This window comes from Nocardia transvalensis, from assembly GCF_015477765.1.
Classification (GTDB): Bacteria; Actinomycetota; Actinomycetes; order Mycobacteriales; family Mycobacteriaceae; genus Nocardia; species Nocardia transvalensis_A.
This window is the reverse complement of sequence record NZ_JADLQQ010000017.1, coordinates 47,623-61,798: the sequence shown is the minus strand read 5'-3', so window position 1 is coordinate 61,798 and position 14,176 is coordinate 47,623. Positions and strand designations below refer to the sequence as shown.

Genomic DNA, 14,176 nt, shown 5'->3' with positions numbered 1-14,176 from the left:
GCCCCACCGATCACTAACTCAGCACACACTCTCCGGTGGGCACCGGGCCCGACGCGTTCGCGGCGGCGACGAGATCCGGTTGAACCTCATTGAGCGACAGCACGTAACCGGTGTCCTCGTCGGTGGTCGCGGCGCCGAAGACCATGCCGAGCACCTCACCGTCGGTATCCACCAGCGGCCCACCGGAATTGCCCGCCTGCACCCGCCCGCGGATGGTGTAGACCTCGCGGGTCACGGTGCCGTTCTTGTAGATGTTGGGGCCGGTCAGATCCAGCGTCTCGCGGACGCGGGCCGCGCTGGCGGTGTACTGCCCGCCGCCGGGATAGCCGAGCACGATGGCACTCTCGCTCGACTTCGCCGGGGTCGAGGCCAGCGGGATCACCGAGGCGTTCAGGCCCGGCACATCCAGAATGGCCACGTCCTTGTTCGGATCGAACAGCACCACGGTCGCGTCCAGCGATCCCCGCGCCGTATCCACCGCCACGGTGGTGGTGCCCGCGACCACGTGGGCGTTGGTCATGATCCGCTCCGGCGCGACGACGAAGCCCGTACCCTCCAGCTGCCGTTGGCAACTCGGCGCGACACCGCGGATCCGCAACACGCTGAACTGCAGGTTCAACGCCACCGGCGACTGGAGGACGCTCGGATCCGGCGGCTCCACCGCCGCGATCGGGGCCCGGCCGAACGGGCCGATCACGTCCGGCAGGCCGGAGGTGTTGAGCAGCTTGGAGAATTCGTTGGGCACCTTGCGCAGCCAGTTCGGCGCCACCTGGTTCACATCCGACAGGACGCGAGACCCGTTGACGGCCGCGGCGATCGCCGGCTGCGACGACGAGGCCAGCGGCAGCGCCAGCAGCCAGGCCGTCACCAGTACCGCCACACACTGCAGGGCCGCGCCCACCACGCTGTCGACGCTGCGGGTGAACGGGTGGCGCATACCGCTGCGGGCCGCGCGCCCCAACACCATTCCCGCGACCTCGCCGACGATGACCAGCGCGACGATCAGCACCACGCCGACCAGCACGCGTTTACGGCCCTCGCTGACGTGGATCAGGATGTGCGGGGCGATCAGGATCCCGGCCACCGCACCGAGCACCACGCCTAGGAATGCCAGCGCCGATGCGACGGCGCCCTGCCGCCACCCGGAGGAGGCGGCGAGCAGCGCGATGATCACGACCGCGAGGTCGAGCCACGCCGAGGAACTCATAACGTCATCCCCACTGCCGCGAGCGAGGCCTGCAGATCACGCACGTCGTGGTGATCCCATTCCCGCTCCCATCCCGAAACCGCCAGCAGACCGGCGAGGACGCCGGCCGTGAAGCCCCAGACGAGCATGCCGTCCACGGCGAATGCCGGGCCCATGTAGCCCAGCGGATGTCGCACCACGAATCGGTTGGCCGGATCGATCAGGTCCGCGATCGGCACCCGCACCACCCGCGCCGCCTCGGTCTCGCTGACCACCCGGACCTCGCCGGGCGTGCGCCAGTAGGCGATCACCGGGGCCACGTCGAATCGCGAGGGCGGCACGAAGATCTTCGGTAACACCGCGATCGGCTCGACCCCGATCGGATCCAGGCCGGTCTCCTCGCGGGCCTCGCGCAGCGCGGTGTCGATCGGGCCGTCGTCGCCGGGTTCCACGCCGCCGCCCGGGAACGCCACCTGCCCGCGATGCTGACGCAGGGTCGCCGCGCGCTGGGTGAGCAGGACATCGGCATCGGCGGGCAGCCCGCCGGGCCCCTCGGGATCCGGCTGCGGCGAACCACCGAACAGCACCAGCACCGCCGCCTGCCGCGGACGCAGCGCCGCGGAGACGACCTTCTGCATCGTCTTGCGGTTGAGCACCGGATTGACGCCGGTGGGGTCGGCCGGTTCGTGTTCGGCCACCCCGCGTAGCCACTGCGGAATATCGTCGGTCACCAGTCTCGCTGCGACACCGGCCTCCTCGCGGCCTTCCCGGTCATGCACGCTGCCTCCTCCGGACCTATCGCTCACGCCGTCCTGCGCGCGGGCGCCAGGCCGCGCGCCGGTATGCACGCGACCTCCGGTCCCATCGCTCATGCTTCGATCATCGTCGCCCACACGGCCGTTCGCCGGACGAGGCACGCGGCCCGCACCGGCTTCCGGCCGACGATCAGATCGTGCACGATCATCCGGCTCGACAGGGAATCGGCCGGTGCCTTTCGTGCATCCGCCGTGGTCGGAGCGCACCCTCACGCCGTGACTCCCAGTTCGGCGGCCACTGTCGCGGCGATGTCGTCGACATCGCGGAAGGGCCGCACCACCAGTTTCGCCACCGATCCGTCGGCGCGGATGAGCACGGACACCGGCTGCACCGCGGGCGCTCGGACGGCATTGCGCACCTGCGCCGCGCCGTCCTCCACGCCCGGCAGGTGCACCTGCAGATCGGTCAGCCGCGCCAGCGCCTTCGCCTCGTCCGGATCGCTGTGCACGGTGAGCACCGTGATCGCCGCCCCCGCACGGGCCGCGAACTCCTGCAGGGCGGGCAATTCGTGTGCGCATGGCTCACACCAGTACGACCACAGATTCAGCAGCGCCGGTCGCCCGGCCAGCGCCGCCCCCAGATCGACCGGGCGGCCATCGGCCAGACACCCGAGGGTGAGCCCGGCCAGCGCCCCCTGCCCCGCAAGCGGGGCAGGGGAAGACAAGGAAGCCTGCGCGGCAGGAGCAGACGGCGCAGCCTGCGCGGCAGGGGGAGATGACGCGGCCTGCGGAGCGGCCTGGGGGTCGGCGGACGAGGCCGCTGCGGTAGCGGCCGGGGCCGGGCAAGGGGCCAAGGCTGCGGCGGCACGTTGCTCCGGGGAGACCGCCGAACTTGGCGGGGGCGCCGAACCTGTTGTAGCCGTTGGAGTTTCGTGGTCGCCGCGAGGCCAGATCGCGACGGCCAAGGCCACGATGGCGATCAGGGTCGCCAGCGCCCATCGCCAGGCAACGGGGAACGACTTCACCGGTTCACCAGTTCGAGCAGGTGCTCGGCCTCGGGTCCCTTGATGAGGGCGGCGGCGGTGGCCGGATCGGTGGGACCGGTCCCGAACGACGGGCAGTCCTTGGCCAGCAGGCACGCCCCGCAGGCCGGCTTCCGGGCATGGCACACCCGGCGGCCGTGGAAGATCACCCGATGCGAGAGCATGGTCCATTCCTTGCGCTCGATCAGCTCGCCGACGACCTGCTCGACCTTCACCGGATCCTCTTCGTCGGTCCACCCCCAGCGCCGCACCAGGCGGCCGAAGTGGGTGTCGACAGTGATTCCGGGCACATCGAAGGCATTGCCGAGGATGACGTTGGCGGTCTTGCGGCCGATGCCCGGCAGCTTCACCAACTCCTCCATCGTGTGCGGCAGCACGCCGTCGTGGCGTTCCATCAGTGCCTGTCCCAGACCGATCAGCGCGGTGGCCTTGTTGCGGTAGAAACCGGTCGGGCGGATGTACTCCTCGAGCTCGGTGCGGTCGGCCTCGGCATAGGCCTCGGCATCGGGATAGCGAGCGAACAGCGCGGGCGTGGTCTGGTTCACGCGGACGTCGGTGCACTGCGCGGAAAGGATTGTCGCGACGGCCAATTCGAGAGGTGTGGTGAAATCCAGTTCGCAGTGCGCGTCGGGGAAGGCGATGGCCAGCGCGCGATTCATCCGGCGGGCCCGGCGCACCAATCCCAGCTTGGTTTCCCCGGCGAATTTGTCCTTGGCGGAACCGCCGGAGCGACGACGGGGTGCGGGCTCGACGGCAGGGGTCTCGACCGACTCGATATCGACGGGTGATTTGTGCCCGTTCGCGGCGGCGGATCTGGGTTCACGCACGCGTCCACCTTACGGAACCCCACCGACAGGAGCGCGCCCGTGAAGACGCCCCGTGTTCCATCTGAGACCTTCTCCGTGTTTACTCACCCCTATGCAAGGACTCGCTGTGGTGCTCTTCCCGGTGGTGTTGATGCTGTTCGCGCTGTTCATGGAACGGGTCGAGAACCGGCTACGCAAACTGCTCGAACCGGAGGAAGAGGTCCAGCAGTACCTCGACCGGGCCAGCAATGCCGAGGTCAACGAATTGGCGAAGCTCGGGGTGCCGCCGCATGCGACCCGCGCGCGGCGCAGACGGGCCAGCGGCGACGAGTTGGACGTGGCCGCGGCCAGCTGATCGGCGTCCGGCAGAATCGCGGACGGCAACGGGAACCAATCAGGCATTACGAGCGTTCCACAAACCGCGCGTTACGTGGTGTCTGTCACTACGCTGCCCGTATGCCAAGTAGACTGCACTGTCGGCCGAATCGCTTCGGTCCCCGACAGAGCCAATTCCCATAAGGAGCACATTCGTGGACGAGGCCCTCGCCAGAGCAGGCATCTTCCAAGGCGTCGAGCCCACCGCGGTGGCGGCTCTCGCCAAACAGCTCGAGCCCGTGGACTTCCCTCGCGGCCACGTCATCTTCAATGAGGGCGAACCGGGCGACCGGCTGTACATCATCACGTCGGGCAAGGTGAAGATCGGCCGCCGGTCGCCTGATGGCCGGGAGAACCTGCTGACCATCATGGGCCCGTCGGACATGTTCGGTGAGCTGTCGATCTTCGATCCGGGCCCGCGCACCTCGACGGCCACCACCGTGACCGAGGTCCGCGCCGTGACCATGAACCGCGACGCTCTCAAGTCGTGGATCGACCAGCGACCGGAGATCGCTGAGCAGTTGCTGCGGGTCCTCGCCCGCCGCCTCCGCCGCACCAACAACAACCTCGCGGACCTGATTTTCACCGACGTGCCCGGCCGCGTCGCCAAGGCGCTGTTGCAGCTGGCGCAGCGGTTCGGCACCCAGGAGGCGGGCGCGCTGCGGGTCACCCACGACCTCACCCAGGAGGAGATCGCCCAGCTCGTGGGCGCCTCCCGCGAGACGGTGAACAAGGCCCTGGCCGACTTCGCCCATCGCGGCTGGCTGCGGCTCGAGGGGAAGAGCGTGCTGATCACCGACTCGGAGCGGCTGGCCCGCCGGGCCCGCTGACCACCCCGTCATCCGGCGCGGCCTCTCCCGGCGAGAGGCCGCCGGGTGGGTGTGTCAGGACGCTTGACTGCGGAGGTAGGCCAGCTGGGCCTTGACCGAGCTGCGGGCCGCGGGCCACAGGCGTTTGTCGACGTCGGCGTAGACGCGCGCCACGATCTGCAGCGGCCGGGCATCGGGGCCGAGTACGCGCAGCGCCTCCCGCACCTGGTCCAAGCGCTCCTGGCGGTGGCGAATGTAGTAACCGATCACCGGCTCGGCATCCGGGTGATCCGGGCCGTGTGCCGGGAGCAGCACCCGACCGTTCGCGACCTCCGACAGCCGATCCAGCGAGGCCAGATAGTCCCCTAGCGCGCCGTCTCGGGATTCCAGCACAGTCGTGCCGCTGCCGAGCACGGTGTCACCGGTCAAGACGGCATCGTCCAGCAGGAAACTCACCGAATCGCGGGTATGACCCGGTGTGGCGAGCACCGTGATGCGCAGGCCCGCAGCCTCGATCACCTCACCGTCGGCCAGCGGCGCGCCCGAACCGTGCAGAAACTTCGGATCGGCGGCGCGGACCGGCGTGCCGGTCAGCTTCACCAACCGATCGATCCCGCCGGTGTGATCGTGATGGTGATGCGTGATCAGGGTCAGCGCGATATTTCCCCCGGTTTCCCGCGCGATCGCCTCGCTGTGCGAGCGATCCTTGGGCCCCGGATCGATCACGACGCAGTCGGACCGACCCGGGGCACGCAGGATCCAGGTATTGGTGCCCTGCAGGGTCATCTGATTGGGATTGTTCGCCAACAGCACCGACGCCGTCGCCGTCACCGGACGCAACTGCCCGTACGCGGGATGGGTGAGGGTCATGCTCTCTCCTAACGCGCGGGCCTGCGACGAACTTCCGTGCCCTACCGAATGTGCTTACCGCACAACGGCCGCTAGCGCACCTCGGCGATGAGCTCCACCTCGACCGGGGTGTTCTTGGGCAGTTCGAAGACGCCGACCGCAGAGCGGGCGTGCACACCGGCCTGCCCGAACACCTCGCCCAGGAATTCCGAGGCGCCGTTGATCACCAGCGGCTGGTCGTTGAATCCCGGCGCCGACGCCACGAATCCGACCACCTTGACGATCCGCACCACCTCGTCGAGCCCGACCAGGTCGTGGACCGCGGCCAGGGCGTTGAGCGCACACAGCTTGGCAGCCTCCTTGGCCTGCTCCAGGCTCACCTCGGCGCCGACCTTGCCGACGGCCGACAGCTGACCGTTCACGAACGGCAGCTGTCCGGAGGTGAAGACCAGCGATCCGGAGCGCAGCGCGGGGATGTAGGCACCCGCCGGGGCGGCCACCGCAGGCAGCTCTAGTCCGAGCCGCTCCAGATTCGTCCGCCACGGAGTCGAGTCGGTCATCAGCGCTTCTCCCGCTTCAGGTAGGCGACGTGCTGTTCGCCCGTCGGACCGGGCAGCACCGTCACCAGCTCCCAGCCGTCGGCTCCCCACTGGTCCAGGATCTGCTTGGTCGCGTGCGTCAACAACGGCACGGTGGCGTACTCCCACAGGGTCACATCACTCATGGCGCTGAGTTTATGGCGCCGCCTCCGGCGTCGCGGGTTCGCGGCCCCTGAGGCTCGTTTCTTCCCTCCTCCGCTCCTCCGCTTCGCTCCCCCGCTCCGTCAGTCCAGAAACGAGCCGGGCCGCGAACGCTGCGGGTAGACCTTGTGGGAAGGCACTGTGGCCTAGCGAACAGTCGGTGCGGCCTGTGGCCATGGTTTCGCAACCGGTTATAGGCTCGCGGACGTGGGAGTACCGACTGCAGCGCCCGTTTCGGAAGAGCCGGGGTTGAAACGAGGGTGGCCGGAACGGGCGGACAGGGCTCGCCTGCATTATGTTTCCGGCAAGGGTGGGACCGGCAAATCCACCGTCGCCGCGGCTTTGGCACTCGCACTGGCGGCCGGGGGGCGGCGGGTGCTGCTGGTCGAGGTGGAGGGCAGGCAGTCGATAGCCCAGCTGTTCGATCTGCCGCCGCTGCCGCCGACCGAAACCAAGATCGCCACCGCCGACGGCGGCGGCGAGGTCATGGCGCTGGCCCTCGACATCGAGCACGCCTTCCTCGAATACCTGGACATGTTCTACAACCTCGGCTTCGCCGGGCGGGCGATGCGGCGCATGGGGGCCATCGAATTCGTCACCACGATCGCGCCGGGCCTGCGGGACGTCATCCTCACCGGCAAGATCAAGGAATGCGCTGTGCGCGTGGACAAGTCGGGTAAGCCGGCCTACGACGAGGTGGTCGTGGACGCGCCGCCGACCGGCCGCATCGCCAGCTTCCTCGACGTCACCAAGGCGATGGCCGAGGTGGCCAAGGGCGGCCCGATCGCCTCGCAGGCCGAGGGCGTCTCCAATCTGCTGCACTCCGATCAGACCATCGTTCACCTGGTGACCCTGCTCGAGGCGCTGCCGGTGCAGGAAACCGCCGACGCCGTCGCGGAATTGACCGAGTCCGACTTCCGGATCGGCACCGTGATCGTCAACCGGGCTACCCAGGGCTACCTCCCGCTGGAGCTGCGCGCCCGAGCGGCCACCGGCGACCTCGACACCGAGGCGCTGCGCGCCGGACTGAAGGCCGCCGGAATCACCCTGTCCGACGGCGATTTCGAGGGCCTGCTGCGCGAGACGGTGGAACATTCGGCCACCCTGCAGGCACAGGACGACAGTTCGGCCGCGCTGGCCAAGGTCGATATCAGCCGGCTGTACCTGCCCGCCCTGCCCGACGGCATGGATCTGGGCGGGCTGTACGAGCTGGCCGAACATCTGAGCGAGCAGGGAGTCCGCTGATGCCCGCCACACCCACGCTGCTCCCGCCGAACGTTACCCCGCTCGACGTTTCGGGCATCATCGCCGATCCGACCGCACGGGTGATCGTCTGCTGCGGCTCCGGCGGTGTCGGGAAGACCACTACGGCCGCCGCGATCGCGCTGCGCGCCGCCGAACAGGGCCGCAAGGTCGTGGTGCTGACCATCGACCCGGCGCGACGGCTGGCGCAGTCGCTGGGCGTCAGCGATCTGGGCAACGCCCCGCAGCGGGTGCAGCTCGGGCCCGAGGCCAAGGGTGAGCTGCACGCGATGATGCTGAACATGCGCCGCACCTTCGACGAGATGGTGCTCGAGCACACCAGCCCGGAGAAGGCCGAGCAGATCTTCGCCAACCCCTTCTATCAGACCGTCGCCTCATCCTTCGGGGGCACACAGGAATACATGGCGATGGAGAAGCTGGGGCAGCTGGCCGCGCGGCGGGAGTGGGACCTGATCGTGGTCGACACCCCGCCCTCGCGCAATGCGCTGGACTTCCTCGACGCGCCGAAGCGGCTCGGAAACTTCCTCAACGGCCGCATGATTCGCGTCATCATGGCACCGGGCCGGGGCGTGGGCCGGTTCGTGACGGGCGCGATGAGCCTGGCGGTGCGCGGCGTCTCGACCATCGTGGGCGGTCAGATGCTCAAGGACGCCTCGCTGTTCCTGCAGTCGCTGGAGTCGATGTTCGGCGGTTTCCAGGACCGGGCCGAGCGGACCTACGCGATGCTGTCGCGGCCGGGCACGCACTTCCTGGTGGTGGCCGCGGCGGAACCGGATGCGCTGCGCGAGGCCTCGTTCTTCGTGGACCGGCTCTCCACCGACAACATGCCGCCGGCCGGACTGGTGCTCAACCGCACCCATCCCGTGCTGTGCTCGCTGTCGCCCGAACATGCCCTGGCTGCCGCGGATCGGCTGGTTCCCAATGGTTCCGGCCCCGAGCATGCCGGAACCATTGGGGATGGGGGACGTGCCGGAACTGGGGAGGATGCGAATGCGCTTGCCGCGAATGTGCTGCGCATTCATGCGCATCGGGCGACCACTGCCAAGCGCGAACGGCATCTGCTGCATCGGTTCACCGGCGCCCACCCACGGGTCCCGATTGTCGCGGTGACCGCGCTGCCGTTCGAGGTGTCGGATCTCGACGCCCTGCGGGCGGTGGGTGATCAGCTGGCCGGGAACGGCCGCTGAGCCTGGAAACTCGGAGTGAAACGGTTCGAGCCCGCTCGCGCGGGCTCGGACCGTTCGTCTGTCGGGCTACATTGCCACCTTCTGCTGACGCTGGGCACGGAAGAAGTCGGCCCAGGACGTCACCTCCGGATGCTGTTTGAGCAGCGCCCGCCGCTGCCGTTCGGTCATGCCACCCCACACACCGAACTCCACTCGATTGTCCAGGGCGTCGGCACCGCACTCCATCAACACCGGGCAGTGTCGGCAGATAGTCGCCGCCTTGCGCTGAGCCGCGCCGCGCACGAACAGCTGATCGGGATCTACTTCCTTGCATCGGGCCTGGGACACCCAGGCGATTCTCGCTTCGGCCTGCTCCACGTCCAATCGAGCGATGGGGGTAGTCATGTGCATTTGGTGTGCCCCTTTGCAGTCCGAACACCGGGTCAACGGCGCTCCAGAATCGCGTGCAGTGCGCAGCAACCCAACCCCACTGCGTCCTGCACCACATTCCACTTTGAGTGTTAGCTCTATCACACTGGGTTCTCAATCTAGGTAAAGGTATGGCGACTGCGCAAGACCGTCCCCGGAATTTTTGGTACGACCGTCCCTGCAAATTCCAACCGGAACCGGACAGGGCGAAAGCAACCGGACGACACGCCCGGCGCGGCCGTGCGCGACGCGCCCGGGCGGCGGTTCGCGAGTCCCCCTCCGTCGCCCTGAACAGGGCGGAGACAGTCCGCCTCGACCGCACACCGCGCGGCCTCGGGACATCCAATTAGGCTTGGTCTCGTGCCGATCTCACAAACGCTCGCGAGGCTGGCCGGTGCATGCATCCTGGCGGCCGTGCTCGTGGCCGGGCTGCTGTTCCCGCTCGCCGGCGGTTTCGGGTACGTGTCCAACCGGGCCGCCGACGCCGTCGACAACGTCTCCGCGGAACTGGTGGAGGGCACCGTGCCCGCCGTGTCGACCATGGTCGACGCCTCCGGTGCGCCCTTCGCCTGGCTCTACGAGCAGCGGCGCTTCGAGGTGCCCAGCGACAAGATCTCCAACGATATGAAGCTGGCGATCGTGTCGATCGAGGACAAGCGCTTCGCCGAACACGGCGGCGTGGACTGGCAGGGCACCTTCCGGGCCTTCCTGCGCAACACCTCGAGCGGCGAAGTGCAGCAGGGTGGTTCGACCATCGACCAGCAGTACGTGAAGAACTTCCAGCTGCTGGTCGTCGCGAAGACCGACGCCGAGCGTCGGGCCGCGATCGAGACCACCCCCGCGCGCAAGCTGCGCGAGATCCGGATGGCCCTGACGCTGGAAAAAGAGCTGACCAAGGACGAGATCCTCACCCGGTATCTGAACCTGGTGCCGTTCGGCAACGGCTCCTACGGCGTGCAGGACGCCGCCCAGACCTACTTCGGGATCGACGCCAAGGATCTGTCCGTCTCACAGGCGGCGATGCTGGCCGGCATGGTGCAGTCCAGCTCCAAGCTGAACCCCTACACCAACCCCAACGGCGTGCTGGACCGCCGGAACATCGTGCTGGACACGATGATCCAGAACATCCCCAGCCGGGCCGAGGAGTTCCGCGAGGCCAAGAACCTGCCGCTGGGCGTGCTGCCGGAACCGAAGGGGCTGCCGCGCGGCTGCATTGCCGCCGCGGACCGCGGCTTCTTCTGCGACTACGCGCTGCAGTACCTGCAGAACGCCGGGATCAGTAAGGATCAGATCGACAAGGGGGGTTACCTGATCCGCACCAATCTGGATCCGGCGGTGCAGAACTCGATCAAGGCCTCGGTCGATTCGGTGACCAACCCGAAGCTCGACGACATCGCCGAGGTGATGAGCATCATCGGGACCGGCCAGGATTCGCACCCGCTGCTGGCCATGGCGTCCAGCCGCGACTACGGCCTCGACACCGCGACACATCAGACCATGCAGCCGCAGCCGTATTCGATGGTCGGTGACGGTGCGGGCTCGATCTTCAAGATCTTCACCACGGCCGCGGCGATGGAGAAGGGGCTGGGGATCAACGCCCAGCTCGACGTGCCGTCGTTCGTCGTCGCCAAGGGTATGGGTTACAGCAACACGCCGGGCTGTCCGGCGGACGCGTACTGCGTGAAGAACGTCGGCAACTACAAGTCACCGATGTCGGTGACCGAGGCGCTGGCCCAGTCGCCGAATACGGCCTTCGTCAAGCTCATCCAGGACGTCGGGGTGACCCCGACCGTCGATATGGCCGTCCGCCTCGGCATGCGCTCCTACACGCAGCCGGGCACCTCCGGGCACGGCAACCAGAGCCTGGCCGACATGGTCAAACAGCAGAACATGGGCTCGTTCACCCTCGGCCCGTTCCCGATCAACCCGCTGGAGCTGTCCAATGTGGCCGCCACGCTGGGCTCCGGCGGGAAGTGGTGCCCGCCGAATCCGATCAAGGAGGTCGTCGACCGCAACGGCAAGCCGGTGCCGCTGACCCAGCAGGCGTGCGAGCAGGTCGTGGAGCCAGGACTGGCGAACACCCTCGCCAATGCCATGAGCAAGGACGACGTCCACGGCACCGCGGCCGGATCGGCCCGGGCGGTCGGCTGGAACGCGCCGCTGTCGGCCAAGACCGGGACCACCGAATCGCACCGGTCCTCGGCATTCCTCGGCTTCACCAACTCGCTGGCCGGGGCCGCCTACATCTACGGCGACTCGCCCACGCCGGGCGAGATCTGCTCGTTCCCGCTGCGCAGCTGCGGCGACGGCAACCTGTACGGCGGTAACGAGCCGGCGCGCAGCTGGCTCGGCGGCATCAAACCGGTGCTCGACCGCTTCCCGCCGCCCGCGCTGCCGCCGCTGGACGACAAATATGTGCGGGGCGCCAACAACTCCCAGATCCCCGACGTGACCGGCATGTCGGAGAGCGAGGCGCGCTCCACCCTGATCGGCGCGGGCTTCCAGGTCACGATGGTGACGGTGCCCGGATCGGCGGCCAAGGGAACGGTCATCGGCACCACACCCAACGGCTCGGCCATCCCGGGTTCGGTGATCACGGTCCACGTGAGTGACGGGACCCAGCGCGAGGCACCTGCGCCGGGACCGCCGCCGGGTCCGCCAGGGCTGCCGAACCTTCCGGGATTGCCTCCGCCACCGCGGTTGCCGCCGATTCCGATTCCCATTCCTCGGTGAGGGTGGCCCTGTCGTCCGGCCCTGGGGGCCGGACGACAGGGAACGAGAAGCCCCGAAGCCCCGAGAGGATGGGCGCGCCCCCCGAATGCACGAGACAGGCGCCCAAGCTCACGGGGTGCAGCAGGTGGGTGCCAGCGCCCACCCGAACGGGAGAAGGCGAAGCCCGGCCGGTGGCTCACCACGGAGCCTGGTAGCTCTCGCAGGCTCGGCCCTCACCGCCCTCGGCGGGCTCGCCCCTCACTGTCCCCGGCGGGCTCGCCCCTCATTGCCCCCGGCGGGCTCGGCCCTCACTGTCCCCGGCGGGCTCGACTCTCACTGTCCCCGGCGGGCTCGCCCCTCATTGCCCCCGGCGGGCTCGGCCCTCACTGTCCCCGGCGGGCTCGGCCCTCACTGTCCCCGGCGGGCTCGGCCCTCACTGTCCCCGGCGGGCTTTTGGCCGGGGTTAGAGGCGGGACTTGACGGCGGCGGAGAGGCGGGAGCCGTCGGCTCGGCCGGCGGCGAGTTGGGTGGCGATCTTCATGACCTGGCCCATTTGCTTCATGCCGGGGCGTTCGCCGAGTTGTTCGGCGACGTTGGCGATGGCGGTGTCGGCGATGTCGGCGACCTCGGCGTCGGTCAGCGGGGTGGGCAGGTATTCGTCGATGATTTCCTCTTCGGCGCGCTCGTTGGCGGCCAGCTCACCGCGCCCGGCCTGCTCGTAGACGACGGCGGCCTCGTTGCGCTTCTTCGCCTCCTTGCTCAGCACGGCGATCACCTCGGCGTCGGTGAGTTCGCGCGCCTGCGAGCCGGCGACCTCCGCGGTCTGGACCGCGGCCAGCAGCATGCGCAGGGTGCCCGTACGCAGCGCATCCTTGTTCTTCATCGCGGCGGTGAGATCGGCACGCAGCTTGGCTTTGAGTTCCGACATGCGCCACACGGTAGCCGGTGGGAGAGCTCCCTCCCACTGCATTTGCGCCGCCCGTAGCGTGTCCCTGTGCGGAATCACACTCGGTGTTCGTCACACCGGTCGCCTATTCTGGGCGAATGCCCGTACTCTCGTCTCCCGCACTCCGACGAGCCGCGCTGGGTGCCACAGGGGCCGCGGCAGCCGGAATCGGCTATGCCTCGCTGATCGAGCGCAACGCCTTCGTCCTGCGCGAGGCGACGCTACCGGTTCTGCAGCCGGGCTCGTCGAGCCTGCGGGTGCTGCACCTCAGCGATCTGCACATGACCCCCGGGCAGCGGATGAAGCAGGCGTGGGTGCGAGAACTGGAACGGCTCGAGCCGGATCTGGTCGTCAATACCGGTGACAATCTGGCCCACCCGCGGTCGGTACCTGCCGTGGTGCAGTCGCTGTCGGGTCTGCTGTCGCGGCCGGGCCTGTTCGTCTTCGGCAGCAACGACTACTTCGCGCCGGTGCCGAAGAACCCGATGAAGTACTTCAAGAAGAACCACAAGCGGGTGCACGGCGCGCCGCTGCCCTGGCAGGATCTGCGCGCGGCCTTCACCGAACGCGGCTGGCTGGATCTGACCCATGTGCGCCGCGATGTCGAGGTCGCCAGGATCAAGATCGCCACCGCGGGCGTCGACGATCCGCACCTGCGCCGCGACCGCTACGACACCATCGCCGGCTCGCCGAACCCGTTGGCGGACCTGAGCATCGGCCTCACCCACTCCCCCGAGCCGCGGGTGCTGGACCGATTCGCGACCGACGGCTACGACCTGGTGCTGGCCGGTCACACCCACGGCGGCCAGCTGTGCCTGCCGGGCTTCGGCGCCCTGGTCACCAACTGCGGCATCGACCGCTCCCGCGTCAAGGGCGCCTCACGCTGGGGCGCACACACCCGGCTACATGTCTCCGCCGGACTGGGCACCTCACCGTGGGCCCCGTACCGGTTCTGCTGCCGACCGGAGGCTACGCTTCTCACCCTGGTGGCCGCCCCGCCGCAGCGTCCCGCCGCCGACACCGGCCACGGACACGTGGCATCGGAGGCGATCGCGCGCTAGGGTTGCGCGCCGAGCCGGAACGTCAGGCAGGGGACG

General features: G+C 68.7%; 15 protein-coding genes. 6 read left to right on the top strand and 9 right to left on the bottom strand.

The genetic code is table 11. The features are described 5' to 3' along the window. Positions 1-13 precede the first annotated feature (13 nt). The 4 genes from IU452_RS36095 to nth all read right to left on the bottom strand — a co-directional run bounded on the left by IU452_RS36095 (position 14) and on the right by nth (position 3,760). Positions 14-1,207, bottom strand: a complete 1,194-nt coding sequence (locus IU452_RS36095) for a MarP family serine protease (RefSeq protein ID WP_195113755.1) — start codon at positions 1,205-1,207, stop codon at positions 14-16. Continuing rightward, a complete protein-coding gene (locus tag IU452_RS36090; protein ID WP_228819352.1) occupies positions 1,204-1,920 on the bottom strand; it encodes an NUDIX hydrolase in 717 nt (238 codons plus the stop codon). The genes IU452_RS36095 and IU452_RS36090 overlap by 4 nt, the downstream gene beginning before the upstream one ends. A gap of 290 nt (positions 1,921-2,210) precedes the next feature. Continuing rightward, complete coding sequence (locus IU452_RS36085) at positions 2,211-2,915, bottom strand: TlpA family protein disulfide reductase (RefSeq protein ID WP_416382404.1); 705 nt, start codon at positions 2,913-2,915, stop codon at positions 2,211-2,213. A 47-nt stretch (positions 2,916-2,962) separates the two neighbouring features. After that, positions 2,963-3,760 carry an endonuclease III gene (nth, locus tag IU452_RS36080; RefSeq protein WP_416382403.1) on the bottom strand — a complete coding sequence of 266 codons (798 nt, stop codon included), beginning with the start codon at positions 3,758-3,760 and terminating at the stop codon, positions 2,963-2,965. Positions 3,761-3,902: 142 nt separating this feature from the next. On the opposite strand from nth, the gene IU452_RS36075 reads away from it, so the two are divergent. Together IU452_RS36075 and glxR are read left to right on the top strand one after the other, a co-directional pair. Next, positions 3,903-4,145 (top strand): hypothetical protein, encoded by a 243-nt coding sequence (locus tag IU452_RS36075; protein WP_228819333.1) that lies wholly within the window; start codon positions 3,903-3,905, stop codon positions 4,143-4,145. A 175-nt stretch (positions 4,146-4,320) separates the two neighbouring features. Then, on the top strand, positions 4,321-4,995 hold the full coding sequence (gene glxR, locus IU452_RS36070; RefSeq protein WP_067997873.1) for a CRP-like cAMP-activated global transcriptional regulator GlxR: 675 nt from the start codon (positions 4,321-4,323) through the stop codon (positions 4,993-4,995). A 54-nt stretch (positions 4,996-5,049) separates the two neighbouring features. On the opposite strand, the gene IU452_RS36065 is transcribed toward glxR, so the two are convergent. The 3 genes from IU452_RS36065 to IU452_RS36055 all read right to left on the bottom strand — a co-directional run bounded on the left by IU452_RS36065 (position 5,050) and on the right by IU452_RS36055 (position 6,547). Beyond that, complete coding sequence (locus IU452_RS36065) at positions 5,050-5,844, bottom strand: MBL fold metallo-hydrolase (RefSeq protein ID WP_195113752.1); 795 nt, start codon at positions 5,842-5,844, stop codon at positions 5,050-5,052. A 71-nt stretch (positions 5,845-5,915) separates the two neighbouring features. Then, entirely contained in the window at positions 5,916-6,383 is a 468-nt protein-coding gene (locus IU452_RS36060; protein WP_195113751.1) for a RidA family protein, read from the bottom strand. Then, complete coding sequence (locus tag IU452_RS36055; RefSeq protein ID WP_098698302.1) at positions 6,383-6,547, bottom strand: DUF4177 domain-containing protein; 165 nt, start codon at positions 6,545-6,547, stop codon at positions 6,383-6,385. Before IU452_RS36055 ends, IU452_RS36060 begins: the two co-directional genes overlap by 1 nt. 223 nt (positions 6,548-6,770) lie before the next feature. On the opposite strand from IU452_RS36055, the gene IU452_RS36050 reads away from it, so the two are divergent. Together IU452_RS36050 and IU452_RS36045 are read left to right on the top strand one after the other, a co-directional pair. After that, on the top strand, positions 6,771-7,808 hold the full coding sequence (locus tag IU452_RS36050) for an ArsA-related P-loop ATPase (protein WP_195113750.1): 1,038 nt from the start codon (positions 6,771-6,773) through the stop codon (positions 7,806-7,808). Then, positions 7,808-9,013 carry an ArsA family ATPase gene (locus tag IU452_RS36045; protein ID WP_195113749.1) on the top strand — a complete coding sequence of 402 codons (1,206 nt, stop codon included), beginning with the start codon at positions 7,808-7,810 and terminating at the stop codon, positions 9,011-9,013. Before IU452_RS36050 ends, IU452_RS36045 begins: the two co-directional genes overlap by 1 nt. A 66-nt stretch (positions 9,014-9,079) precedes the next feature. Here the strand turns inward: IU452_RS36045 and IU452_RS36040 are convergent, their stop codons facing one another. Beyond that, entirely contained in the window at positions 9,080-9,403 is a 324-nt protein-coding gene (locus tag IU452_RS36040; protein ID WP_030516437.1) for a WhiB family transcriptional regulator, read from the bottom strand. Between the two features lie 378 nt (positions 9,404-9,781). On the opposite strand from IU452_RS36040, the gene IU452_RS36035 reads away from it, so the two are divergent. Beyond that, entirely contained in the window at positions 9,782-12,154 is a 2,373-nt protein-coding gene (locus IU452_RS36035) for a penicillin-binding protein (protein WP_195113748.1), read from the top strand. Positions 12,155-12,596: 442 nt separating this feature from the next. Here IU452_RS36035 and IU452_RS36030 read toward each other — a convergent pair whose 3' ends face one another. Then, positions 12,597-13,061, bottom strand: a complete 465-nt coding sequence (locus IU452_RS36030) for a GatB/YqeY domain-containing protein (RefSeq protein ID WP_195113747.1) — start codon at positions 13,059-13,061, stop codon at positions 12,597-12,599. A gap of 116 nt (positions 13,062-13,177) precedes the next feature. Here IU452_RS36030 and IU452_RS36025 point away from each other — a divergent pair, with 116 nt between their 5' ends. After that, positions 13,178-14,140 (top strand): metallophosphoesterase, encoded by a 963-nt coding sequence (locus tag IU452_RS36025; protein ID WP_195113746.1) that lies wholly within the window; start codon positions 13,178-13,180, stop codon positions 14,138-14,140. The last annotated feature ends 36 nt before the right edge of the window (positions 14,141-14,176 follow it).

Coding starts and splice junctions, on each gene's coding strand:
- IU452_RS36095 (WP_195113755.1), bottom strand. CDS start 1,207: ATGAGTTCCTCGGCGTGGCTCGACCTCGCGGTCGTGATCATCGCGCTG.
- IU452_RS36075 (WP_228819333.1), top strand. CDS start 3,903: ATGCAAGGACTCGCTGTGGTGCTCTTCCCGGTGGTGTTGATGCTGTTC.
- IU452_RS36065 (WP_195113752.1), bottom strand. CDS start 5,844: ATGACCCTCACCCATCCCGCGTACGGGCAGTTGCGTCCGGTGACGGCG.
- IU452_RS36060 (WP_195113751.1), bottom strand. CDS start 6,383: ATGACCGACTCGACTCCGTGGCGGACGAATCTGGAGCGGCTCGGACTA.
- IU452_RS36055 (WP_098698302.1), bottom strand. CDS start 6,547: ATGAGTGATGTGACCCTGTGGGAGTACGCCACCGTGCCGTTGTTGACG.
- IU452_RS36045 (WP_195113749.1), top strand. CDS start 7,808: ATGCCCGCCACACCCACGCTGCTCCCGCCGAACGTTACCCCGCTCGAC.
- IU452_RS36040 (WP_030516437.1), bottom strand. CDS start 9,403: ATGCACATGACTACCCCCATCGCTCGATTGGACGTGGAGCAGGCCGAA.
- IU452_RS36030 (WP_195113747.1), bottom strand. CDS start 13,061: ATGTCGGAACTCAAAGCCAAGCTGCGTGCCGATCTCACCGCCGCGATG.
- IU452_RS36025 (WP_195113746.1), top strand. CDS start 13,178: ATGCCCGTACTCTCGTCTCCCGCACTCCGACGAGCCGCGCTGGGTGCC.